The organism is Pelagicoccus mobilis, assembly GCF_016595505.1.
GTDB lineage: Bacteria > Verrucomicrobiota > Verrucomicrobiia > Opitutales > Opitutaceae > Pelagicoccus > Pelagicoccus mobilis.
Genome location: NZ_JAENIL010000037.1, coordinates 21,002 through 43,649, shown reverse-complemented (window position 1 = coordinate 43,649; position 22,648 = coordinate 21,002). Strand labels below are relative to the sequence as shown.

Annotated in this window: 15 protein-coding genes; 5 read left to right on the top strand and 10 right to left on the bottom strand. The window is 56.1% G+C overall.

Going from position 1 to position 22,648, the window contains the following annotated elements; translation table 11 throughout:
- Window positions 1–44 precede the first annotated feature (44 nt).
- Complete coding sequence (locus JIN87_RS18645; protein ID WP_200357121.1) at window positions 45–2,213, bottom strand: protein-disulfide reductase DsbD family protein; 2,169 nt, start codon at window positions 2,211–2,213, stop codon at window positions 45–47.
- 316 nt (window positions 2,214–2,529) lie between these two features.
- Between JIN87_RS18645 and fabV the strand changes: the two genes are divergently transcribed.
- Together fabV and dtd are read left to right on the top strand one after the other, a co-directional pair.
- A complete protein-coding gene (fabV, locus tag JIN87_RS18640) occupies window positions 2,530–3,717 on the top strand; it encodes an enoyl-ACP reductase FabV (RefSeq protein WP_200357120.1) in 1,188 nt (395 codons plus the stop codon).
- Between the two features lie 150 nt (window positions 3,718–3,867).
- Window positions 3,868–4,320, top strand: coding sequence for a D-aminoacyl-tRNA deacylase (dtd, locus tag JIN87_RS18635; protein WP_200357119.1), 453 nt, complete (start codon window positions 3,868–3,870; stop codon window positions 4,318–4,320).
- 96 nt (window positions 4,321–4,416) lie between these two features.
- On the opposite strand, the gene JIN87_RS18630 is transcribed toward dtd, so the two are convergent.
- The 3 genes from JIN87_RS18630 to JIN87_RS18620 form a co-directional block, all read right to left on the bottom strand.
- Window positions 4,417–5,424 carry a glucose-6-phosphate dehydrogenase assembly protein OpcA gene (locus tag JIN87_RS18630; protein WP_200357118.1) on the bottom strand — a complete coding sequence of 336 codons (1,008 nt, stop codon included), beginning with the start codon at window positions 5,422–5,424 and terminating at the stop codon, window positions 4,417–4,419.
- A 27-nt stretch (window positions 5,425–5,451) separates the two neighbouring features.
- Window positions 5,452–6,993, bottom strand: coding sequence for a glucose-6-phosphate dehydrogenase (gene zwf / locus JIN87_RS18625; protein WP_200357117.1), 1,542 nt, complete (start codon window positions 6,991–6,993; stop codon window positions 5,452–5,454).
- 166 nt (window positions 6,994–7,159) lie between these two features.
- A complete protein-coding gene (locus tag JIN87_RS18620; RefSeq protein ID WP_234033496.1) occupies window positions 7,160–7,582 on the bottom strand; it encodes a YraN family protein in 423 nt (140 codons plus the stop codon).
- Window positions 7,583–7,708: 126 nt separating this feature from the next.
- On the opposite strand from JIN87_RS18620, the gene JIN87_RS18615 reads away from it, so the two are divergent.
- Window positions 7,709–9,919 (top strand): S1 family peptidase, encoded by a 2,211-nt coding sequence (locus JIN87_RS18615; RefSeq protein WP_200357115.1) that lies wholly within the window; start codon window positions 7,709–7,711, stop codon window positions 9,917–9,919.
- Here the strand turns inward: JIN87_RS18615 and smc are convergent, their stop codons facing one another.
- The 5 genes from smc to prfB form a co-directional block, all read right to left on the bottom strand.
- Entirely contained in the window at window positions 9,920–13,798 is a 3,879-nt protein-coding gene (smc, locus tag JIN87_RS18610) for a chromosome segregation protein SMC (protein WP_200357114.1), read from the bottom strand.
- 126 nt (window positions 13,799–13,924) lie between these two features.
- Window positions 13,925–15,334 carry a caspase family protein gene (locus tag JIN87_RS18605; RefSeq protein WP_200357113.1) on the bottom strand — a complete coding sequence of 470 codons (1,410 nt, stop codon included), beginning with the start codon at window positions 15,332–15,334 and terminating at the stop codon, window positions 13,925–13,927.
- Window positions 15,335–15,346: 12 nt separating this feature from the next.
- Complete coding sequence (locus JIN87_RS18600) at window positions 15,347–16,072, bottom strand: DUF4384 domain-containing protein (protein WP_200357112.1); 726 nt, start codon at window positions 16,070–16,072, stop codon at window positions 15,347–15,349.
- Between the two features lie 140 nt (window positions 16,073–16,212).
- Window positions 16,213–17,604, bottom strand: a complete 1,392-nt coding sequence (locus JIN87_RS18595; protein WP_200357111.1) for a hypothetical protein — start codon at window positions 17,602–17,604, stop codon at window positions 16,213–16,215.
- A 115-nt stretch (window positions 17,605–17,719) separates the two neighbouring features.
- Window positions 17,720–18,863 (bottom strand): peptide chain release factor 2 gene (gene prfB, locus JIN87_RS18590; RefSeq protein ID WP_200357110.1). Its coding sequence is split into 2 segments (ribosomal slippage): window positions 17,720–18,790 and window positions 18,792–18,863, totalling 1,143 coding nucleotides; the frame shifts between segments, so codons are not numbered across the junction.
- 109 nt (window positions 18,864–18,972) lie between these two features.
- On the opposite strand from prfB, the gene JIN87_RS18585 reads away from it, so the two are divergent.
- Window positions 18,973–19,488: a dihydrofolate reductase family protein gene (locus JIN87_RS18585; protein ID WP_200357109.1), complete on the top strand. Its 516-nt coding sequence runs from the start codon at window positions 18,973–18,975 to the stop codon at window positions 19,486–19,488.
- A 65-nt stretch (window positions 19,489–19,553) separates the two neighbouring features.
- Here JIN87_RS18585 and JIN87_RS18580 read toward each other — a convergent pair whose 3' ends face one another.
- Window positions 19,554–20,048: a hypothetical protein gene (locus JIN87_RS18580; protein ID WP_200357108.1), complete on the bottom strand. Its 495-nt coding sequence runs from the start codon at window positions 20,046–20,048 to the stop codon at window positions 19,554–19,556.
- Window positions 20,049–20,196: 148 nt separating this feature from the next.
- On the opposite strand from JIN87_RS18580, the gene JIN87_RS18575 reads away from it, so the two are divergent.
- Window positions 20,197–22,644, top strand: a complete 2,448-nt coding sequence (locus JIN87_RS18575; RefSeq protein ID WP_200357107.1) for an ATP-dependent DNA helicase — start codon at window positions 20,197–20,199, stop codon at window positions 22,642–22,644.
- Window positions 22,645–22,648: the final 4 nt, after the last annotated feature.

Here is a 22,648-nt window from a genome sequence, read left to right as displayed (position 1 = left end):
AAGAGTTCGGTTTTCTTGGCAAAACCGCTGCCGCGACACGGCAACTAGTTGTTCATAACAACAGACTCTCGGGAGGCGTTTTCGATTTCATCGAGCGAATCCAAAAACGCGTCCGGACTCAACACCTGTGGCAGCACCTTCGGCTCCGAGCCAGGCTTCCCGTCGTACAGCAGATAGAGCGGCACGCTGGAGCGGCCATACTTAGCCAGCGCCTTAGTGATCACAGAATCCTTCTTCGTCCAGTCCGCCTGCACGAGCTGCACATCCATCTTCTCGATGCGATCAAGCACCTTGTCCGAGCCAAACAGCCGCACTTCGTTCGCCTTGCAGGTCAGACACCAGTCCGCCGTAAAATCCACGAACACCGGCTTGCCGCCCGCGCTCAAACGATCCACCAACTCAGGCGAATACGCCTGCCAAGGCAACTCGCCCTCCGCTTCCGCGTGATCCTTCGGCAACATCATCCAGATGCCGCCCAAAACCGTGAGCAACGCCAGCGCCGACGCAATCCGCTGAGTGGTCCGCTTCCGCATCGGCGTCGACCAACGCCCGTAAATCCAAGCCCCGATCGCCACCACGAGCAAACCTCCCAGCACTAACAGCAAACCGTCGTTGCCCATGTGAGCCCCCAAGAGCCAGATCAGCCAAATACAGGTGGCAAACATCGGGAAGGCCATCACCTGCTTGAACGTCTCCATCCAAGCCCCGGGCCGCGGCAACTTGTTGATCAAAGCCGGATTCGCCGAAAGCACGAGGTACGGCGCCGCCATCCCGAGCGCCAAGAAACTGAAAATCGTGAGCGACTGAAAGGCCGACAAGGTCAACGCATAGCCCAAGGCCTGCCCCATGAACGGTCCCGTACAAGGAGTCGCCACCGCCGTGGCGATCACCCCGGAAAAGAACGACCCCGTGTACCCCTCGCTCTTCACCTTGCCCTGCAGCCCGATCGCGGACGTCCCCATTTCAAAGACCCCCGCCATGCTCAGCCCGAAGAGGAACATCACCACCAGCATCACCACTACGAACTCCGGCTGCTGCAGCTGAAAACCCCAGCCCAAGCTATCGCCCGCCGCACGCAAGCCGATCAAGGTCCCCGCCAGTATCCAAAACGAAACCAGCACCCCAACCGTAAACGCGACGCCATGCTTCAGCACCTTGCCCTTGTCTTCGCCCGACTGCTGCACAAACCCAAGCACCTTGATCGAAAGCACCGGAAACACGCAGGGCATCAGGTTCAAAATCATGCCCCCCAAAAACGCGTACAACAACGCCTGAGCGAACCCGATCTCGAACGAGCCCGCCCCCAAGCCGGAGCCCGTTCCTCCAGCGCCGCCGATCGCCGCAATGTCGCCCGCCACGTGGAAGCGTACCGCTTCCAAGCCGCCCGCCGCCGCAAACCCGTTGCCCGAATAAAGCAAGCCGCTGTAGCCCGCCTCCGGGGCCTCGAAATACTCCGACTTCGGGATCGCCACCCGCAACACGTTCCCGACTAAGTCAAAACTCTGCTCCTTCGCCGAATCCGCGACCGAGATCTGCTCCACATAGAAATAGGGCTCCTTCAACTCCACGCCTTCCAGGCCATCCCACTGCAGCGAAACCACCAAGGTATCCCCCAGATCCTCAGTCGCCAAAACGCCCCCTTCTGCCTCATGCGGCAATTCCGACCGCGTCTCCGCGATCTCCCTCGCATACTCCGCAGGCGCCAAGGTTTCGCCCGACTCGCTCACCAGAAGCTCCAGTCCCAGCTTCGCGTCCCCCGGTATACACGCCTCCTCACACACCAGCCAGGACGCGTGCCCGTTCAAACGCACCACCTCGCCCGGCTCCAAAGACTCCGGCGCCTTCGCCCGCATCAAAAGAAAGATCTCGTCCTCGTAGCCATAGGACATCAGCGGCGGCGTCGGAATCCGGTGCGGCACCGGAAACTCCATCCCAGCCACCTCAAATCCCTCCGGCAACTCCCACGATATCTCCGGCACAAGCCCCGTATCCCCCGGGTTGATCCAGTACACATGCCAATGCGGATCCATCTTTAGACGCAACGCCAGCTGGAACTCCTGCCCCGGACGGATCGCCGCCACATCCGCCACCAGTTCCGCCTCGACCTCCCCTGTATCAACCGGACCAAGGTTAAAGTCGTCCTGCGCGGACGCTTGAAAGCCGACGCAAATGGCTGCCAACAGTAAGAGCTTTACTCGAAAAAATGGGTTCATAACGATAATTGGAACGAACTAGCAGAAACAATATTCCGGCGATACCCTCAAAGCAAATGCTCCTCAAGACCACCAAGCAAGAACGACGCGCCCTCTGCTTCATTGCCCTGCTCCTCGCACTCGGCATCATCGGCACTATCATTCTGTAGCGCTTCAAACCCCAGAAACGCCTCGCCCCTCCCCCCGATTGCGTCCATCGCCCTTCATACATCCTACTTCCTACTTCTCACTTAAAAACATTCTGGCCTTGCCCGCCAAACTCCGGCAAACACAGCCCTTCCCTAAAACGGAATCACATAACCAATTCACTATTTCCATGATCGTTAAACCGAGGATTAAAGGCTTCATCTGCATCACGGCTCACCCGACTGGCTGCGCCGCAAACGTTAAAGAACAGATCGACTACGTAAAAAGCCAACCGAGCATCGACGACGGCCCCAAGAACGTCCTCGTGGTCGGCGCCTCCCAAGGCTACGGCCTCGCCTCCCGCATCTCCGCCGCCTTCGGCTCCGGAGCAAACACCCTCGGCGTCTTCTTCGAACGCCCATCCGAACGCGGCCGCTGCGCCTCCTCCGGCTGGTACAACTCAGTCGCCTTCGAAAAAGAAGCCAAAGCCGCCGGCCTCTACGCCAAGTCCCTCAACGGCGACGCCTTCTCCGACGAGCTGAAAGCCCAGGCCATCGAGCGCATCAAGGAAGACATGGACGGCAAGATCGACCTGCTCGTCTACTCCATCGGCGCCCCACGCCGTACCGATCCCAAGACAGGCGAAGTCTACAAGTCCGCCATCAAGCCGATCGGCTCCGCCTTCTCAAACAAGTACCTCGATACCGACAAGAAGACCATCCAAGTCGCCACCCTCGAGCCCGGCACCGAAGAGGAAATCCAAGGCACCGTGAAGGTCATGGGCGGCGAAGACTGGGAACTCTGGATCGACGCCCTCACCGAAGCCGGCGTGCTCGCCGAAGGCTTCAAGACCGTCGCCTACGACTACATCGGGCCACAATTCACCTGGCCCATCTACAAGGACGGCGCCCTCGGCCAAGCCAAGCTCGACGTCCGTCGCGCCAAAGCCGCCATCAACGAGAAGATCGCATCCGTCAGCGGCAAGGCATTCGTCTCCGTCAACAAAGCCCTCGTCACCCAATCCTCTTCCGCCATCCCCGGCGTCAATCTCTACATCACCGCCCTCTACAAGGTGATGAAGGAAAAGGGCAACCACGAAGGCTGCATCGAGCAGATGTACCGCCTCTTCTCCGACCGCCTCTACAACGGAGGCGAAGTCCCCGTCGACGCGCTCGACCTCATCCGCCTCGACGACTGGGAGATGCTACCGGAAATCCAAGACGAGATCTCGGAAGCCTGGCCAAAGATCGAAACCGACACTATCGACCAATACACCGACTTCGAGGGCTACCAGGAAGAGTTCCTCAAACTCTTCGGATTCGGCGTCGACGGAGTGGACTACGAAGCCGACGTAGAAGTCGCCATCGACTTCGAGTAAGATCCAAGCAAGAACACTTTAACTGTAGGGCGGACCGCTGGTCCGCCTTTTTACTACCCACGAGGAACACAAAGAAACCCTAAGTTCTAAATCGCTTCAATCTTCCTTCGTGAACCTTAGTGCCCTTCGTGGGCAAATTTCTCCCACCCAATGAAAGCCGTCATCCAGCGCGTCACCCAAGCCTCCGTCACCATAGACGGCCAAGTCCATTCATCCATTGGTCCCGGCTCCCTCGTCCTGCTCGGTATCCACAAGGACGATACACCCGAAGACATCACCTGGATCGCCCGCAAGATCGCGAACCTCCGCATCTTCGAAGACGCAGAAGAACGCATGAACCAATCTCTCGCCGACATCGACGGCGAGCTCCTCGTCATCAGCCAGTTCACTCTCATCGCCAGCAACAAGAAAGGCAACCGCCCCAGCTTCAACGACGCCGCCCCGCCCGCCAAAGGCAAAGCCGACTACGAAGCCGTCTGTCAAGAGCTAGAGCGACTCACCGGCAAGCCCGTCAAAACCGGCGTCTTCGCCGCCGACATGAAAGTCGACCTCCGCAACGACGGCCCCGTCACCATCCTCTTCGACACGCGAAACAAAGAGTAGGAGCATCCCACACGTAGCGCGGTGCTTTAGCCCGCGTATTTGCAGTGCAGGATCTAGTCGATGGAAAATACGCGGGCTAAAGCGCCGCGCTACACTCTACCCGTGGAACAACGCTTCCGCTAACGCAGTTTCCGGATCGAGCAGACGCACTCCCGTGGTCAGCTCCTGCTTGCCTTTGCCCAGATTCCCTTCCACGTGAGCCTCGCCCTTAGCAAGATCGATCGTAAACGTCACGTAGTTGTCGTTCTCATACACAAAGCTCATGATCGGCGTAGCAGAATCGTCACCCGCCTCTTGTTGATCAAAGCGAAGCCTTCCATTCGCATCCTCCGGAGTCGCGTAGCACCCCTTCAGAGCAGAAGCCACCCAGCTCATCAAAGCGCGACCTTCGCACTTGAACGAAGCGCTAGAACTCAGCGTTACCTCACGAAGCCCATCAATAATGGCCTCCTTCGGAAAGGCGCTTAAAAATTGCCCGATGCTCTGGCGAATCGGCAACAAACGAGAGTAAGACAAGTCGTGAATCTTCTCAGGTTGCGGCACGTCCACTTGATCGATCAAAAAACTCTCCCGCGACGAATCGAACAAGATCCGCTCCGCTTGAGTGAAGAAAAACTTGTAGTCGGAAAGCAACTCCGCCGAACCAAAACGGGTCGGCCAGTAATAAGTCGGCAGATCCGTTTCCAAGAAAACAGACACTTGATTTTCCAGAAAACGACGATCGCTCAAAGTGTATCCGAGAATCAATACCTCACAGCAGCTCATGCCGCCCGCGCCTTCGCCAAACACACATTCGGAGAAGATCTTGCACTGCATGTCCTCCTGAGATTCCCACGACTCGGGCTGCGGACACAGCAAGATCATACGACAGGGGTAGCGATGCGAGAAACCGATCACCGTCTGAAAAAGCTCTTTCGCCTCTTCTAGGCTCACCTCAAAACCGATATGCACGATCAGGTTCATACGGGAGGCACGGTATTCGTTGTCCTTCCGGCGGCCGGATTCATCCACTGGCGACCACATGGCAGTGAGCTCTTTCAGAGCATTACCAAGGGGTACCGACAAACCGGGCAAAGCCTCGTAGACTGTAGTTGATTCGCTCATGACTCGATCAATTAACGTATCCGCAGATTAAGGACGTCGCCATTCGTGGCTGTTTTGCCAGAGCATGCGATCCGAAGCATTCGGCCCCCAGGAACCGGAGGCGTAGCTTTCCATTCCACGTTGGCCTTCGCTCTTCCAGAACTCGTGGAGAGGAGTGATCAAATTCCAAGACGCTTCCGTTTCGTCACCACGGATAAAGAGCGTTCCGTCTCCGATCATCGCGTCGAGAACGAGTCGCTCATAAGCTTCCGGCGTGTTGGAACCAAAGGTCGTGGAGTAGCGGAAGTGCATCTTGACTGGCTGCGTACGCGTCTGCAGGCCAGGGATTTTTCCGTTGAGCAAAATGGTCGAGCCTTCATCTGGCTGGATCTGGAAAACGAGAGAGTTGTTCGCGAGATTGATCATCTCGTTTTCGCTGAAGAGCGAGGATGGCGGACGCTTGAACTGAATCGCGATCTCGGTCACGCGACGAGCCATACGCTTGCCAGAACGCAGATAGAATGGGACTCCTTCCCAACGCCAGTTGTTGATAGCTAGCTTGAGAGCCGCATACGTCTCAGTCTCAGACTGCTCGGAAACCCCTTCCTCTTCACGATAGCCTTGAACCTTTTGTCCACCAATCAGCCCTTCGGAGTACTGGGCACGAACCACGTCCGGATTTTCGTATCCAAGTTTCAATGGCTTGATCGCCTTGAGAAGCTTCACCTTCTCGTCACGGATGGCTTCCGCATCGAGCGAAGCCGGAGCTTCCATCGCCATGAGCGCGAGCAGCTGCATGGTGTGGTTTTGAATCATGTCGCGCGTCGCGCCGCTTTGCTCGTAGTAGCCCCCACGCGTTCCGACACCTAGGCTTTCCGCCACCGTGATCTGCACGTTGTCGACGTAGTTTCGGTTCCATAGCGGCTCGAAGATAGAGTTCGCGAAACGCTGAACCAGAAGATCCTGCACTGTCTCCTTACCGAGGTAGTGGTCGATACGATACACCTGGCGCTCTTGGAAAACGCCTTGAATCACCCGGTTCAGGTTGCGAGCGGAGTCGAGGTCCTTGCCGAACGGCTTTTCGATAACGACCTTGGTGTGCTTCTCAGACTCTTGATACTTGGTAGCGAGACCGACTTCGCCAAGCCCCTTGATGATCGGCTCGAAGACAGACGGCGGAGTCGAAACATAGAAAACGCTCTGCATCTCGCGCCCAGCGTCCTTCTCGATGGAGCCGATCTTGTCGCTAAGATTCTGGAAGGCCGCCACATCGTCATAACCGCCGGAGCAGTAGAAAGTGTTCTTCTCGATACGATCCCAAATCTCCTTGTTCAGCGGACGACGGGAAAACTTGGAAATCGAGTCCGCAGCGATGGTGCGGAACTCATCGTCAGGAATTGGCTTACGGCCGAAACCGATCAGGTAAAAGTCCGCCGGCAAGAGATTGTCTACCGCGAGATTGTAAATGGCCGGCACGAGCTTACGGGCACAGAGGTCGCCGGAAGCTCCGAAGATCGTAATGATCGTCGGCTGCACACCGCGGTGTTTGCTGAGTCCTTGAAGAAATGGGTGTCTGTTATCCTGTGACATTATACGTAAAAGCCGTTGGTTAGTAGGTGGATGAAATTGACACTCCTCCTAACCGTGTAAAGGCGGATAAGAATCTTTTTCATCAAAACCGGGACAGCTATGAATTTTACTTCAGCAAATCCCAAGCCAACTTTCTATTCAGGCACTGAATAGGGGAAAACGAGACTCATACGCCTCGATTGGCAGATTTCGAGAACAAAGGAACATCTTCAAAATGCCGAGTCTGCGTGACCACCCCTTCCTCGTGCTCAACTTCGACCACATCGAATCTCAAAGTGATCGGCTTGGGCTTCATCTTCCCGAAAAAATTGCGGCAAACCCGCTTCAGGGCCTCGCGTTTCCTTTGGTTGATCGAGTCGTACCCGCTGACCAAGGCTCCCACCTTGCGGGTTCGGACCTCTACGAAAATCACCGCTTTACCCTGCAGACAGATCAAGTCGATCTCGTCCCGCCCGCTGCGAAAATTGCGGGCCAAGATCTGGTAGCCCTTCTTCTTGAGCAACTTTTCCGCCTCCCGCTCTCCCCGGCGCCCGATGGCGGCCGACTCCGGCTCGTCGCGGCCGAACATGCGTTTGAGGAAGGATAACATTCCCACGTTACAAGCGGGTTACGGGATTTGGGTCAAGGGGCGAGTCGAGAACCTGTCAGTTTTAACATACGGTCCTTGCCTACGGGTAATTCCTTACAATAAAGATAAACCAAACTCCCGCATCTCTTGATCAAACAACTTTCAATCGTCCTAAAACTCACCGCCGTCTGCAGCTTACTCGCAAGCGACCCCACCATCAAGCCGTCAATTGTCGGTGGCGAAGACGTAGACGAAAAAGACTATCCATGGATATCCGCCCTCGTTCGATCAAGCGAGTCGGACGAAAGCGCTGCAGAGCGGCAATTTTGTGGTGGAGTGCTTGTAGCACCAAACTGGATACTTACGGCAGCTCACTGCGTCGACAACACTCTCCCACAAGACTTTGAAATCATCGTTGGAAACAAAGATCTGGACAAAGAATACATCCCTACTCGCCCCCGCAGCATTCATATCCATCCATCTCATCACGACAGAAGAATACTTCGAGGGTGCGATTTAGCTCTCATTGAAATAGACCCTCCCATCGAGGATCTTGAACCAATCCACATAAGCAAATCTCTTTCGTATATCGTACCAGGGAGAAAAGTCCAAGCTATGGGGTGGGGCCTAACAAGCTTCGAAGACGATACAAACACAGCAACCCTCAAAGAAGTCGAACTAACCCTATCAGACTTGTCCGACTTTCATCCAGAACATCCAGCCCACGACCACATAATCGCAACGGAGGATGTTTCCCCAATCGCTAAAGGCATTAACTCAGGAGATAGTGGAAGCCCACTTGTCGTGAAAAATAGCGACTCTGACGAATGGATCCTACTTGGCATCACGAGCACCTCAAACACTCCCACAAACACCAACACCACCACAAGCGCCAGCTACTCAAGCACAGCCAAAAATATCGAATGGATTGAACGAATAATTGGCTCAACCAGTACTCAGCCCATTGAAATTCCTGTATTTGACCGTATCCAGCAAGTAATAGGAAGAAACGGCACAGTCTACACTGGATACAAAATCTGGCCCTTCGCAGGAAATCGAAAAGAAACAATATCATTCCGATACTTGCCTTCGATGTCCCGAAGAGAGGACGAAATAATGGACTCCTCAACGATTCGCTACAAGCACGCGGGGAACGGAGCATTCTACTTTCTTGATATTTCACCTGGATGGGATCTAAACACCGCATCCATCGCCGATTTAGAGATCGAGCGAAAACGCAACTACAGCTTCCCTTTAGTCGAACTCAATCCGTTCGAGACCATCATCATCAACTCCCTGAAAAACGATGGATCACAAGAGACCTTCAAGTACATGCTGCGCTATAGCTCCCTCGTAAATGGACAAAACTACGAAGTAATAAGCAATGCAGCGTCCATAGACACTGTCGCTAGCGAAGAGCTAACAACCGGCAATCTGACTTGGATCGCGGGTCGCCGTTTCCGGGGGTCCTCAGCAAAGAGCCATTGGGTTAAAGTCGAAAACCTTTGGAGCACAGGAAGTGTAACTGTATTCCCGTCAAAAAAAACCACGGTAGAGCAGAGCGAACAAGCAACGGGGATTTTGAATACAGAATCACCCATATACCGGAGCCCTCACAAAAGGATCGAACTTCTAGAGTTCACAAGGTTTCCGGCGACCGACGAGTGCAAGATAGTCGTCAATCCTGAGTTCGACGCAGAGATCATTGTCCTAAACAGGGACAACTACATGGAAATTGGATACGCCGACCAAGGCTCAGCCAACGAACTCGACGAACTGATCGTTTCCACCAACGACATCGCTCGAGGAATGATTGGAGTGTACAACTTCGATAAAGACGCTACCGGCAAATTCGATATCTCTATCGAACCTTATCCCTCACAGGAGCTCGAGTTTGGAGAAAGACAACACAGAGGAATAACCTCAGCAGACAAGTATTACACCGACCGCCTTGGCCATGATAACTGGTATGAGCGGCATCTGGTTACGAACGATCAAAACTTCGAGTCAATCACAGTCGAAATACAGGGGCTATTCTTCCATCCCGGAGTAGCTATTTTTGACCCAGAAGGCGAAGTCATAGAATTTGAATACGGGAAAAGGTTTCAAACGCTAACGTTTCAGTCAGAGCCTAATGCCACTTACACGATCGACGTCATAAACTTCGGCGGGAAACCAGTGGAAAACTATAGAATACTTGTCGAAGAAGCCGCTGCCGAACAATCGGCGGACCCTTCTTCAAATCCTCCAACCACCATTCGCTCCTATTCCCAAAAGGAGTTTTTCGTGCGTCCCATAGGACGCTCCTCCCAAAAGAAACGACTCTCTCCACCCCCGTTTAGGGAGCTTGACCGATAATCACGCGCTCGCAGCGGCAGGTTTTTCCAGATCGAGAGAAACCATATCCGGATCGTCGTGCTCGCTGTGGAACTTCATGCTCACCACCTTGGAAACGCCCTTCTCCTCCATGGTCACGCCGTAGATGGCCTGCGCGGCCGCAATCGTACGCTTGTTGTGGGTGATGATGATGAACTGCGACTGCTTGGTGAACTGCTTGAGCAGCGTCGTGAAACGCCCGATGTTCGATTCGTCCAGCGGAGCGTCGAGCTCGTCGAGCAAACAGAACGGAGACGGCTTCACCATGTAGATCGCAAACAAGAGCCCCACCGCGGTCATCGTCTTCTGACCACCAGAGAGCAAGCTCACGCCCTTTAGCTTCGTACCCGGAGGCTGCGCTACAATCTCGATGCCGCTCTCCAGAACATCGTCCGTTTCGATAAGCTGCAGATCGGCCTTACCTCCGTGGAAAAGAGTCGAGAAGGTATGCTTAAAGTTTTCGCGGATCTTGGCAAAGGTATCGCTGAACTGCTCGCGGGACTTGATGTTGATCTCGTTGATTGCCTCTTCGAGCTTTTCCTTCGAAGTGATCAAATCGTCATATTGCCCCTTCAAGAAACCGTAACGCTCACGTAGCTCGCCGTACTCGGCGATCGCGTCCGTGTTTACAGTGCCCATGCTCTGGATACGCTTGCGAAGCGTCTCCACCTCGCGCTTTACAGCCGTCCAATTGGTTTTCTCCAACTCTTCGCGTTCCTCCTCCGTCGGAGCGCGTTGCTTGGAGAGTGGTTCGACCGCTTCCGATTCAGGCTCTTCTTCAGCATCGCCTTCCTTACCTTCTTCCGAAGCTTCGACAGATTCCTCGGTCTCGGCGACATCTTCGGTCGTCTCCTCTTCCGAAGCCGCTTCGTTCGCTTCCGGAAGAGCGATGGCAGGAGTCACATTCTCCTCCTCTTCATCTTCATCGAGGACCGGCAGATCCTCTACGGGCTGACGCGCCTTCCAGAGGTTCCACTTCCAATCCGTATTGGAAAGGTCCACCCCGTACTCACGAGTGATCTCTTCCTGGATAAACTCAAGACGCGAACGTTTCTCAGCGATCTGGACCTGCTGGCCACTCAAGCTGTTCTTCAGCTCATCCACACGAATGCGAAGCTCGTTTTGCTCGCGCTCAAGCACACCGATTTTTTCCTCGATTTGAGTGAGCGACTCACGAGTCGTGTTTACAAGAATCTTAGCCTCCTCAAGCTCCGCATCCACGGATCCACTACGCTCCTCGGCTTGCGAAATCTCGCTCTTGAGCTCTTCGGTCTGCGTCTCCCAACCTTCGATGTCTCGCGTCTTGGTTTCGATCAATCGAGTCAGCTCATTACGACGCTGCTCCATCTCCACGACGCCACGGGTGATCACGTCGAGCTTCTGCTTCTTCTCCTGCAGGTCGAATTTGGCTTGGGTCAGGTTCTCGCGCTTTTCGTCACGTTCTTCACGAATCTCGCCGATCCCCTCCTCGACCTCTTCAAGCTGCCTACGGCTGCTCTCGAGCCGCTCGAGCTCTTGGCTCAATTGAGACTTAGCCGTCTCAAGCTTTTCAGTAGAAGCCGCCTGCACTTCCTCAAGCTGCTCCCGCTCGCGCTCCAAACGCTCCGCTCGCATCTTCTGCTCCTGCACCAACTTCTGGGCATTTCGCTCTTCGGTCTGCAGAGAGGAAAGTTCACGGTTCGCCTCGGAAATCTCATGGCGCTTGCCTTCCACAGCCTCTTCCGCCGCTTCGAGCTCTTGGTTCACCTTGTCCGCTTCCTCACGAGCCGCCTCAAGAGCCTTCTGCTCTTCCTCAAGCTCCTTCTGCGTCTGCTTCAACTCCACTTCTCGCTGGAGAATACTGCTGTTCTTGACCTTGCCCTTGAAGCCCCCGGTCACCAGACCGCGAGCATCCAAGGTCTCCCCCTTCTTGGAAGCCACCTGAAGGAAACGGAAGTCAGCCTGGCCTTCACGCCACTTCAAGAACGCCGCCATATCTTCGACGATGAAACTCGACGCCAACACCGCGCGAAGCGAGTCATGGCTAGCATCTTCCTTCAAGGAAACATACTCGGATGCGGGCTTAATCCAATCCGGCAACGCGCCAGCTGAAATATTGGCAGCTGGACTTGTCTTCAATCGGACGCACGCGCGTCCAATCTTGCCGTCTTCAAGTTGCTGGAAGATTTCGATCGCAGTATCCGCGTCATCAACCGCCACAGCCTCCATAGCCGAACCTAGCAAAGCTTCTACAGCAGGACCGTATCCGTCTTTCACCGACAAGTCGCTCGTAAGCGGGTCAAACGCCTTACCTTCGAGAGAACCTTTCAGACGCCCCTTGAGCAAAGCCTTGGCCCCTTCGCCATAACCTTCGAGCTTCTCCTGGAGTTGCTGGAGAAGCTTCACGCGGGCCGACTTCTGAGCGACAGCACGGTCAATCTCCTGGATACGGACCTGAGCCGCCTTAAACGCATCACGCTTGTCGGAAACGCCATCACGGGCCGCTTCGAGATCGACCTGCAGCTGCTCCTGCAAGTTGCGAGTCGCTTCGAGGCGAGTCTGGAAGTCCTCTAGCGCTTGGGTCGCTTCGGATTGGCCTTCGCTTTGTTCCGCAAGCTCTTCTTCAAGTCGCATCAAACGATTGCGGCTGGTACCCGCCTCTACCTCGATCGCAGCGAGCGATTCACGGCAACGCGACGCCGCGCGCTCCGCGTCTTGAGCGGCAACACGGAGCTGTTGTATCTGTGTTTCCGATACTCGGAGGCGCTCTTCGATTTCCTCGAGATCGCGGTTTCGCTCCTGGAAGATCTCGTCTGAATTACCCAACACATCCAAGTGCATTTGCTTGTCTGTATTGTGCTCCTCCATACGGCTGGCGATTTCGCCGAGCTGCACTTCAAACGAAGAGATATCCTCATTGGCCTGCTCCACGCGTTCGGCGAGCGAGGCAATCTTGATCTGAGCCATATCCGCCGCATTGCTGGCCTGCTCTTTCATGGAGCGCAGATCGAAGACCGATTGTTGCGAATCCTGGACCTTCTGGATCAAGGTCTGACGCTCCTCCTTGTAAACGATGAGGCTGCCTTCCTTGTTTTCGAGATCGGTTGCAAGCTCGTCCACCTCGATCTGCAACTCGTTGGAGGACTGATCCACCGTATCGAGCGTGGAGCTCAAAGTCTGGTACTGGTAAGCGCTGTGACCGATGTCTAGATAACGAAGCTTGTGGCTGATCTTCTTGTAGCGGATCGCCTTGGTCGCCTGACGCTTGAGGCTGCCGATCTGACGACCGATTTCGCCAATAACATCAGTCACGCGATCGAGATTCGTCTCCACATGGGAGAGCTTGTTCATCGTCTCCTTACGCTGCGCCTTGTACTTCGAAATACCGGCCGCTTCCTCGAAAACCGCCCGGCGCTCCTCCGGCTTCGAAGAGAGAATCTGGTCGATCTGCCCCTGGGCCATGATCGAGTAGGACGTCCGGCCGATACCCGTGTCCATGAAGAGACGCTGGATGTCCTTCAGGCGGCAGGCCTTGCCGTTGATAAAATAGTTGCTGCCACCATCGCGGTGCACCTTACGGGCGATCTCCACTTCATTGAAGTCGCTGCCGAGCTCCTTTTCGCAGTCGGTCAAGGTGATCGCTACCTCGCAGATATTGAGGGGCTTACGCTTATCGGAGCCCTCGAAGATCACGTCCTGCATCTTGCCGCCACGCAACGCCTTCGCGCTCTGCTCACCCAAAACCCAACGGATCGAGTCGGCGATGTTACTCTTGCCACAACCGTTCGGTCCAACGACCGCGGTCACTCCCCGGTTGAACTTCAGGTGGGTGGGATCGGCAAAACTCTTAAAGCCGTTAACTTTGAGGGCACTGAGATACATAAAGGGCCGAAATTCAAAGGCGGCCCTTCATGCTGACAACCCCAAACCCCGAATGTGAATAAGTCGAAGAACAAGGCGCGAACAACTTTGCGAATAACCACCCTCGCCCGCACCGCCCCTCGCTCGCTAATAATAGTACGGATCGCCCAAGCCCGCGCTGAATGCCGCCGCGCAAGCCATGAAGAGGAACCAGCAAACGCCAGCTACACAGCTGACGATCACCCACCTCTTGCCGGCCTTCTTCTCCTCCTGATCGCTCCGCACCATGTACACCAAACCGACGATCAAACCCGCCAGAGGCACCAGCATCGAAACCAGCACCATAGCGAGGTTGAATCCCGAGGAAACCTTAGCCGGCGGCCCCCCTTCCTGCACCGTCGGGGCAATCTGCGTCTCCGCGACGGAAGCGATTGGCGGCGGCTCTTCCTTTTCCCTCTTTTCCTCAACAGAAGCCGGTTTTGACGGCGGCGCCGCTGCCTCGGAATGAGTTTCGCAGTGCCTCACAAACGTCTCCACCGAGACGTGCCCGGCAATCATCGCATTCATCAGCTCAAGCGTCCCTCGCTCCTGCGAGCTCAAACTATCGTTCGACCGCTCGATGAGCGAATTCGCCAAATTATGGGCTGTCGCTGGCAAGTGTTGCTCCCGCTCGAAGTCGAATAGCTTGCGCCGCATCTCCTTGATTCGGGACCGCTCCGCATCTGCCTTCGCCAGAGCCGCCTCCGTCAATTCCTTGATCCTCTCCGGATTCACCGTCAAAACGATGTCCTCCGACATATCGGCCTTGAACACCGGCGTCTGCTCAGCTCCCCCTAGACGACGAGCCGTCTCCGGCACCCTTTTCTTAAGGTACTCGAACACCTCGGTCATGGTGATTCGTCCATCCCCATCGATATCCGCGCCACCACGCAACGCCTCGAGCAAGTGATGCGTGAAAACGCCATGCCCCAACTCCTTATCCTCCCAAGACAACTGGTTCGGGGCCGCCGCCGCGATCACCGTACTCCCCGCACCCTCCGCCAAACTCGAATAAAGGTCCCGGCTATAACCCACACTCATCTTGCGACTGCCAACCGTAGCGACCCCGCCAGAATGGCAGGCATCCATCAAAATCACGCTTCGTTTGCAGCGAACCGTTTTCACCAGCCCTTGAAACTCCTCCTTCGACAAGGCCGACGCGTAGAGATTCTGCGCGTTCGCGTCGTAAGGCAGCAAGTAGTTCGACAAGGCATCGGCCGAGGTCTGAGTCCGGTCCGGCTCCACGTCCCCATGCCCAGCATAAAAGATGATCGCGGTGGAATCGGCTCCCGCTCGGCTCGCCAACCAACCGCTTATCGAATCCTTGATCGCAAACAACGTCGCCTCCTCGTCCACCAGCAAGCGGACGTTCTCCTTAGGCACCCCGCAGATCTTTTCGTCGGTCAATAAGTCAGCAAACGCCTTGGCATCCGCGTTCGTATAGTTCAGGGGAGTGATCGCCTCGTCGCGATAACGGCTTATCCCCACCACCAAAGCAAAAGAATCATGTCGTGACATATCTGATACAGACTATTTGCGCTTCACCTCAAACCGGAAAGAGGCAGCCGCCCACTTCCGCTCGTTCATCTTCTTAACCTCGGCCGCCACAACACGCATCGCTCTCGGAGCAGCAGTGGCTTTAACCGAATTAAAAAACTCCCCGTCCGGCCCAAACTGCGTCTCCAGCAAAGGAGCCGGATCCACAGTGACGATCGCCTTGACCTGATCCACGCCCAGCGGCTCCTCCAGCACGATATTAAACCCGTATCCATCCGCGGGCACCTCATGTTCGACGCCACCACGGATACGATTGTTCTGGTTGTGCCGGTTCGGGAACAAGATCGTCAACTCCCCATCCGGAGCCAGATTAAGAAGCGTCAAATAGCAATCCTGAGTCGCCTTCACACAAACCCTCACTTCATCCCCCAAGCGAAATTCAGATCCACCTCGTCCTCCTCGGGCATGCCTCAGCCAAACCTCCACCCCCAGCTCAGCTCCTCTAGAATCGGGTACCGCCTCCAAGATCTCCGAGGCCGGACCTTGGTCCTTCTCCACAAAAGAGTAGACCAGCGCCCCCACCAAGAAAACCAAGAGCACCGCTCCAATCGGCAACGCCGCATCAACGCCTGCAGTCTGTATCAACGTGGCAATTACAAGGGCGATCGCGATCGAAAACAGCAAAAATTGGCTGCGAATCTTCTTCGCGATCAGCTGCAAAATATTGTCGCTGGATGTGTCGTCCGCGTCGGCAGTCATGGCGTTGGAGAGAATTACAAGAGCTTGTAGGCTCAAAAAAACTACACCAAGCGCCCCCATGCGCAAGGCGAGGCAGCAATCAATACCAGCACCCACTAGGGCTCACACCTAGCCAACCTCAATAAACTACCAAGTATCAGCTATTCAACCACCCGACACGGAAGCATCGCCGCATCCTCCATGCCATGGATGATCTTCTTGTCGGGCGGACAAAAGGTCGCCAATGCCCCCGCAAGCTTAACGCTCTCGCCATCCGTAAAATAGTACGGGTTCAGACGTAAACGCCCGGACGCCTCATACACCGCTCCCTCTTCATCATAAAGCGGATGCTTCAGCTGGACCGACTTCTTGAACTCTTGCAAAACATGCAAATGGCTAGGAGCCATCTCGACGGCCTCCTCCAAGGCTTCGGTCCAATCGTCCCTCGATACGTCGTTACCGATCACCACGCTCCGCGAGCCCCAGGCCGTCTCGTGGAAACCGGAAATCTTCAAAACGAGATTCCGCTCCTTCTGGCTCGCCTCCGCAAGATCCATCCAAGAATGAAGCGGCCTACCTTGCGCCATCGGGCCATCGATAACCGCTCCCGGCGGCAAAGGAGCCGGATCCACAACCCAGGATTGAGGTATCAAGCCCTTCAATACCTTATAGGAACGCTTCGAAATATTCTCCTTCCAGAAGTCCTCCAGAATATGGTGATGGAAAAGCGCCATCCCCAGTTTCTCCTCCAAAAACGGCTTCGCCGGCGGCGTCATCGCCACCTCTTCCTTTTCGACCGCTTCAAAGATAAACTCCGCCTCCGGCAAGTTCGGCAAATCAAACAGCTCGAAAAAACGATAGATCACATCGATCTTCTCCGGACTTCCATCCTCATCGAAATAGACAGCGCCACCCAGCGGAAAAACCTCCTGTACCCACTTACTGTATACGCGGTACCCCCGCCGCTGCAAACGCTCGGCAAGCCAGTCCATTTCCGGCTTATAGGTGCCCGCCTCTTCGCTCACCGCAATCACGATCACCGGATTCCGCTCACCCGGAGCAAGCGCGGAAACCGCCCCGTAAAACGCCTCCTCCATCTGAGCGTTCGCTCCCAGCACGCCCGCCGACTCGGACTGCTCGTATAGTTGATTCAAATACGCCGTAAGCCCCACGCCCCCGGGAACGGAATCGAGCTCAGAAAGGGCGAATCCATCCCGCGTCACCAGCAAGTCCGGACGAATCACCGGCGGCAGCGCCCCCTTGCTCGCCTTGCTTCGGCAAATGTCGACCAGCGGCTTGGGCTTTCCGCGATCCAAGTATTCCGCCACCCACGGAGCGTACAGCTCCTTGTTACGCAGCAGCTTCTTCCCTTCGAACGAGCGACGGTACAGCACCTCGAGCGCCTGATAAAACTCCAAACTCGCCTGACCAATCTCCTCAAGCTTGGCCACGATCTCCGGCGTCAACCGCCAAGACTCCGGCGACATACGCCAAGACTTCCCCTCGAACAATTCCTGTTCGGAGAAAGCATTCTGGAGCGTCTCTAATTGCATGGCTTAAAGTAGTATCAGGTTTCCGGTTCCTTCTAGGATTAGCTTATTTGACTGGGAAACAACCAGTACGAATAGCCCCGCCACCTGATTGTAACGAGGCCTGCGAACTCGGTCATCAATCCTCGATCTGGATATCTTTGTTTCGGGAACGCGGAGATCCCGCCCGCAGCCAGCCCGAGATGAAACGATCGATGTCGCCGTCCATCACCGCCTGGATATTGCCGGTTTCGACTCCGGTGCGAAGGTCCTTCACCATCTGGTACGGTTGGAAAACGTAGCTTCGGATCTGGTTGCCCCAGCCGATTTCGCCCTTCTCCCCATAGATCTTCTCCATGCTGCTCCGCTTCTCGTCCTCCATGCGTTCGTAGAGGCGAGCCTTGAGCATCTTCATAGCAGTCGAGCGGTTCTTATGCTGGGAGCGGTCGTTCTGACACTGCACCACGATTCCAGTCGGAAGGTGAGTCAGACGGATAGCAGAGTCGGTCTTGTTGACGTGCTGCCCCCCCTTGCCGCTCGCGCGATAGGTGTCCTCGCGCAGATCCTTGGCGTCGATTTCGATCTCAATGTCGTCCTCGATCTCCGCCACCACATCGACCGCGCAAAAGGAGGTATGGCGACGCTTGTTCGAGTCGAACGGGCTGATCCGCACCAAGCGATGCACACCACGCTCCGCATTGGCATAGCCAAACGCGTTTTCCCCAGAAACCCGCAAGGTCACCTTGTCCAGACCCGCCTCTTCACCAGGAAGCATATCAATGATCTCAACCTTGAATCCACGACGCTCCGCCCAGCGTGAATACATGCGGTAGAGCAAGTCCGCCCAATCGCAACTTTCCGTACCACCCGCGCCCGCGTTGATCGTAAGCAAGGCGTTGCAACGATCATGCGGCTTGTTCAAGTAGCACTGGATCTCCAGCTCATCGAGCTCCTCCTTCAAAGCCACCGCGGCCGTCTGCAATTCCTCGGCTTCCTCGGAGAGCTCGTCGACGCCCTCCTCGTTCAAAAGCTCCTCCATCGCCCGAGCATCCTCGAGCTTGGACATGAACCCGGTCATCCCATTGACCACCCCCTTGAGCAAATTCGACTTGGCGATCACCTGCTGGGCCGCCTTCTGATCATTCCAAAAGGACTCCGCCCCCATCTGCTCCTCCAGAGCAGCTATCTCGGTCTTCTTGTTATCGACGTCAAAGATACCTCCATAGGTACCCAGCTCTCTTTTCGATTTGGTCGTGAAGGTCCTTGGTCTCTGCTTTGATCATAAGCCACGCACACTACCCAGCCCCCATTTCCCAAATCAAGCCCCAAGACACCCACAAATTTCATTTCCCACTTTCCTCCTTCCTACTTCATCCCTCATCCTTCCCAACCATGCTCACCCTCATCGCCGCACAGTCCCTCGACGGATACATCGCCCGCCCCGGCCAATCCGGGACCGACTTCTGCAGCGAATCCGACGCGCAGTTTCTCCGCTCCGCCCTCAAGGACTTCGACTCCCTCATCATGGGACGGAAAACCTACGACACTCTCCGCCAACGCATCCTAAATTCGGATACAACCCGCTACCTGCGAAAAATAGTCACCCGCGACCCGGGCAATCACGCCAGCGACCACCGCCCCGAGCTCATCGAATTCACAGACCAGCCCCCCTCAGAGATCCTCGCCGAGCTCACCCAACGCGGACGCCATCGCACCGCCCTCCTCGGTGGAGGCGAGATCTACACTGCCTTCCTCAAAGCCGGTCTCGTCGACGAGCTATGGCTCACCCTCGAACCCATGCTCTTCGGAGGCGGCACCCCCATTTTTTCAGCCCCACATGAAATCGCCTTCGAACTCAAGGAAACGCGTCCCCTTTCGCAAAACACGCTCCTGCTAAAGTACAGGTAGAGCCCGTTGTCCCCAACGGGCACCCTCCGATGATTATGGCCGTTGAGAAAACGGCTGCTACCACATCACTCCTCCTTCACATTATGCATGTGAAACTCGTCCGAGAACAGCCGTAGCAAACGATCCAACTCCTCGGTCAACGCCTCCGGCCGGTTCGCCACTCCCATCACCTTGCGCTCCCAAGTCGGCAAAGACATCGTCACCACACGATCGCGCGGACGTTCCAGCTTAGCCATCTCCCGCAGCTCCAGCTTCACCATGTACAAGTGGCTCGGCCCCTGCGCGTGAGCCACGTCGATCGAAATCTCCAAATAGGGTTGCCCCGGCATCACATCCAGCTCCATGGCCGTCAGCAAACGCACGTCGAAACGCTGCAAAGTTTCCAAGGCATGAGATTCGATATCCTGGTACTCCAGCTTGAAAATATCCGACTGCACGTTCAGTTCCCGAATCTCCAGCCCCACTCCCTGCAAGTTCGTCAACACGCTGTCCATGTAGTCTGACGCTGCACAAAAAAACGGGCTCAAAACAACCACTGCCAAAACAGAAAAGATCTTCATAACAAGTAACTTAATCGACGAGACAGCACTCTAGCTAAAATTCTCCCCAACGCAGCCCCAAAAAGTATGAAATATGAAGGATGACCAATGAGATTTCCAAAATCCAAGCTTCCTCATCCTCCATACCTCATCCTTCATACCACCCCAGATGCACATCGACGCCCCCAACCGAACAGTAACGCTCAGCGTAGGAGAGTTCGCCTCCTTCACGCCCTACGCGACCCCAGGCTTCGGCGGCGTCTCCGCCGTCTGGAGGGCTCAGCTCGGCACCGAATGGCATCAACGCATCCAAAAAGAATCCGCCGAAGCCGGAGAGGGCATGCAAGACGAAGTCCAAATCTCCGGCAACCTCCGCTGGCGAAACTGGACCCTCCGCCTCAAAGGCCGAATCGACCAACTCAAGCAATCCCCAGCACCCAACACCCAACTCCACCTCCGCGAGATCAAGACGGTCTCCGAACCCCTGCCCCTCAGCCGCGACACCCTCCTCGAACGCTACCTCAGCTACCCCCTCCAGCTCCTCACTTACCGCGAGCTGATGCTCCGCGAATCGCCCTCCGCCCTAGCTAACCCGGAACCCAACTTCACCCTCGAGCTCCTCTTCGTCGAAATCGGCTCCGGCCTCACCCAAAGCCTCCGCCTCGACAAACAATACGACGCCATGCTCGTCGACCAGCTCGACGCCCTCGTCGACTTTCTCGAATCCAAGCAAGAACGCCTCGCCCGCCTACGCTCGCTCACCGTAAAGCCCGTCTACGAAACGCCCCGCCCCGGTCAGGAAGATATCCAAGAGCGACTCGATCACGCCTTCAACCAAGCCAAGATCACCCTGCTCGAAGCCCCCACCGGCTACGGAAAAACCGGAGTCGCCTGGGAGTACGCCGCCCGACGCCTCGCCGCCGGCCAATGCGACCGCGTCCTCTACCTCACCTCCAAATCCACCGGCCAGACCGAAGCCCTCACCCGCCTCAAAGCCCTCCTCCAAAAATCTCAGGCCCCAAAAACCCAGAGTCCAGAACCTAGCACCTCACCCCCAGCCACCTTCTGGCACATTCGCAACAAACAAGAGCACTGCATCCACCACGAGTTCCGCTGCTCCCGCCAAACCTGCCCCTACCTAGCCGAACTCCACGAGAAGTGGAAACGCTCCGGCCTCCAACGCCTGTATCTACTTTCCCAAGACGAGCTCGACCTCGAGACCCTGCAAGCCGAAGGACGACTCACCGGAATCTGCCCCTACGAAATCATGCGAGCCGGACTCGGCCAGCGAGACATCTGGATCGGCGACTACAACTACCTCTTCTCCCCCGCCTCCGCCCGCCTGCTTTCAGAGCAAGTCGACTTCGACCCCGCCCGCACCTTCCTCATCATCGACGAAGCCCACAACCTCCCCTCACGCGTCCAATCCACCTACTCCTGCGAATTCCAGGCCCTCTCCGTCTACGCCGCCATCGAAGACCTATCCCAGGCCAACGCCTCCCGCTCCCTCCGCGCAAAACTCAAACTACTCGCCTCCATCCTCACCGAAGCCTCCCCCGACTCAAAATCCCCCAAGCCTAGCGCCCAAAACCTCAGCGACACCGTCGCCCTCGACTTCAAACACAATATCCAGCAAATCGCCTCCTCCCTAAACGAAGAGCCGCTACCCTACGAAGACCTCCAACCCGACACCCTCGAACTCCTCTTTCAAATAGCGTCCACCCGCCCCGACAAAAACGCCCCCGAGCTCACCTTCCAAACCTGGACCCCCACCCCCGGCGCTATTCGCCTAGAATGCATCGACGCCTCAAAGCTCATCGCGTCACAGCTTTCCCAATACAACGCCGCCCTCTTCCTCTCCGCCACCCTCAATCCCCTCGACTCCTACCTCGACGAAATCGGCCTCCCCCCAACTCCACACTCCACACTCCAAACGCAACACCTATCCCCCCCAGCCCCCTGGCGCGAAAACGCCTACGACGTCGCCATCGACCTCCGCGTCGACACCCGCTACAAAACCCGATCCGCCCACCTCCAAACCACCGCCCAAACCATCGCCACCGCCGCCGAAAACGCCGGCCCCGCAGTCGCCTTTTTCCCCAGCTACGCCTACGCCAAACAAGCCTACGAAACGCTCCAGCTCAAACACCCCTTCCTACGCGTCGCCCTCCAGCCCCGCTCCGGCGGCTCCCTCGCCGACCGCAACGCCTACCTCGAAGAAACCCTCGCATTCCACGACGCGCTCATCCTCATCCTCGGCTCCTCCTACGCCGAAGGCGTCGACACCCTCGGCGGAAAAGCCGGCTCCGCCATCATAGTCAGCCCCGCCCTCCCCGAGATGAACGTCATCCAAGAAAGCAAACGCGAGCACCACGAACGGCTCGGCAACAACGGCTTCGAACGCGCCTACCTCAATCCCGGCATCCAAAAAGTGAATCAAGCCCTAGGCCGCCTCGTCCGCTCCCCAGAACACAAAGTCAAGGCCCTGCTCCACTGCCAACGCTTCGCCGATCCAAAGACGAAGCGGCTACTCGATCCCCTGTATCGATCCAAAAATTACATCCAAACAGACGAAGAACTAAAGCAGTGGATCGGCTCCTCCGAAGAACAAAGGTAGGACG

Coding starts and splice junctions, on each gene's coding strand:
- JIN87_RS18645 (WP_200357121.1), bottom strand. CDS start 2,213: ATGAACCCATTTTTTCGAGTAAAGCTCTTACTGTTGGCAGCCATTTGC.
- fabV (WP_200357120.1), top strand. CDS start 2,530: ATGATCGTTAAACCGAGGATTAAAGGCTTCATCTGCATCACGGCTCAC.
- dtd (WP_200357119.1), top strand. CDS start 3,868: ATGAAAGCCGTCATCCAGCGCGTCACCCAAGCCTCCGTCACCATAGAC.
- JIN87_RS18630 (WP_200357118.1), bottom strand. CDS start 5,424: ATGAGCGAATCAACTACAGTCTACGAGGCTTTGCCCGGTTTGTCGGTA.
- zwf (WP_200357117.1), bottom strand. CDS start 6,993: ATGTCACAGGATAACAGACACCCATTTCTTCAAGGACTCAGCAAACAC.
- JIN87_RS18620 (WP_234033496.1), bottom strand. CDS start 7,582: ATGTTATCCTTCCTCAAACGCATGTTCGGCCGCGACGAGCCGGAGTCG.
- smc (WP_200357114.1), bottom strand. CDS start 13,798: ATGTATCTCAGTGCCCTCAAAGTTAACGGCTTTAAGAGTTTTGCCGAT.
- JIN87_RS18605 (WP_200357113.1), bottom strand. CDS start 15,334: ATGTCACGACATGATTCTTTTGCTTTGGTGGTGGGGATAAGCCGTTAT.
- JIN87_RS18600 (WP_200357112.1), bottom strand. CDS start 16,072: ATGACTGCCGACGCGGACGACACATCCAGCGACAATATTTTGCAGCTG.
- JIN87_RS18595 (WP_200357111.1), bottom strand. CDS start 17,604: ATGCAATTAGAGACGCTCCAGAATGCTTTCTCCGAACAGGAATTGTTC.
- JIN87_RS18585 (WP_200357109.1), top strand. CDS start 18,973: ATGCTCACCCTCATCGCCGCACAGTCCCTCGACGGATACATCGCCCGC.
- JIN87_RS18580 (WP_200357108.1), bottom strand. CDS start 20,048: ATGAAGATCTTTTCTGTTTTGGCAGTGGTTGTTTTGAGCCCGTTTTTT.
- JIN87_RS18575 (WP_200357107.1), top strand. CDS start 20,197: ATGCACATCGACGCCCCCAACCGAACAGTAACGCTCAGCGTAGGAGAG.